This window comes from Thioclava sp. DLFJ5-1 (assembly GCF_002020115.1).
In the GTDB taxonomy this organism is placed as follows: domain Bacteria; phylum Pseudomonadota; class Alphaproteobacteria; order Rhodobacterales; family Rhodobacteraceae; genus Thioclava; species Thioclava sediminum.
This window is the reverse complement of sequence record NZ_MPZU01000013.1, coordinates 1-1436: the sequence shown is the minus strand read 5'-3', so window position 1 is coordinate 1436 and position 1436 is coordinate 1. Positions and strand designations below refer to the sequence as shown.

At 57.8% G+C, this 1436-nt stretch carries 1 protein-coding gene; it reads left to right on the top strand.

What is annotated here, in order from left to right:
• Positions 1-67 precede the first annotated feature (67 nt).
• Positions 68-1414, top strand: a complete 1347-nt coding sequence (locus BMI86_RS20775; RefSeq protein ID WP_078543006.1) for an ISKra4 family transposase — start codon at positions 68-70, stop codon at positions 1412-1414.
• Positions 1415-1436: the final 22 nt, after the last annotated feature.

Genomic DNA, 1436 nt, shown 5'->3' with positions numbered 1-1436 from the left:
GCGGGAGTGGGCAAAACCTGGTGGTCGACGTGGTAGGGTAAGGTATCGGAACAAGGCGGGACCCACCATGGAAGTAAACATTTTTGTCGAGACGACGTTTGACGATGGAGAAACCAAGAAGCGCAATATCGGTCGACTTCGCCGTGCGCCGGACGAGTTTGGTTCCGAGAGTTTGGGCCTTCTCCTCAATGACGCAAAGACCTTACTGAGGCGTTTGCAGGAGACGATTGTGCAAGATCAGGTCGGTGAAGCAATGGAGGCTCGCCGGAAATGCGATGGCTGTGGCAAACAACGCGCGATCCATGATGATCGAGGCCGTATTCTCGACACTCTTTTCGGGCGAATTCGGGTGAAGTGGCCAAGGCTTCGACGCTGCTTGTGCCAACCGGCTGGGGTCGCGAAATCTGGGCCACAATCACCACTTGCCGGGTTATTCTCTGACCGTGCGACTGCCGAACTTCGGCGCCTGCAGGCTGAATTGGGGGCCAGGCACTCGTTTCGGGAAGCCGCTCGATTAATCGAAATGTTCATGCCCTGTTCGGCTCAATTGAACACGACCGTTCGAAATCGTTTGGGTCGCATCGCCGACGAGCTAGGCCGCGAAAACGTAAGCCAAGGAGACGCGGATACAATCGCTCCGCCATCACCACTGACCGTTTTCCTGGATGGTGCGCACATACGATGTCGACCTGAATACCAGAAACGGCACCTCGATGTTGTAGTCGGCAAGGTTGAAAGCCCCAATATGAGCCGGCGGTTTGGTCTCGTGCAGCAAGCCGCCGGTTCTCCAGCAAAGCAGCTCCGACATGACCTGATCGCGCAGGGCTGGGACGGTCAGAGCAAAGTGACCGTGATTTCAGACGGCGAACCTGCACTGCCGAATTTGGTGAGGCGTGCCGTTCGAGGTCCCGTCACCCACATACTGGACTGGTGGCATATCTCGATGCGGGTCAAGCACATTGAAAATGCGGTGCGGGGACTTCTGCAATCGAAGGGCTTTTCAGGGTTGCCGCTACTCTTCGAGCGACCTGCTGATACACTGCGTTGGCACCTTTGGCACGGCAAAGTGATGACCGCCGCGACAATCCTCAAGGTTCTTCAGATCGATTGCGATCGTCTGCACGCCGAAACCCGAGAATTACGAGAAGCGGCCAAGCGGGTCAAAGCCCGGTGCCAGGACCTCTATTCCTACCTTGCGAACAACTTCGACGCGCTCGTAGACTACGGCCATCGACACCGGAATGGCCTCGCAGTTTCGTCGTCCCGGGCAGAAGGCTGTGTTGATGACATCGGCAACACCCGCATGGGCAAGCGGCGGCGCATGAGATGGTCACCGCGGGGCGCGCAACGGGTTGCCGTCACTCGGGCCGCTGTCCTTGACAGAAGGCTAGGCGTCTCAAAGCGGGCCGCTTAACCACCAAGTTTTGCCCACTCCC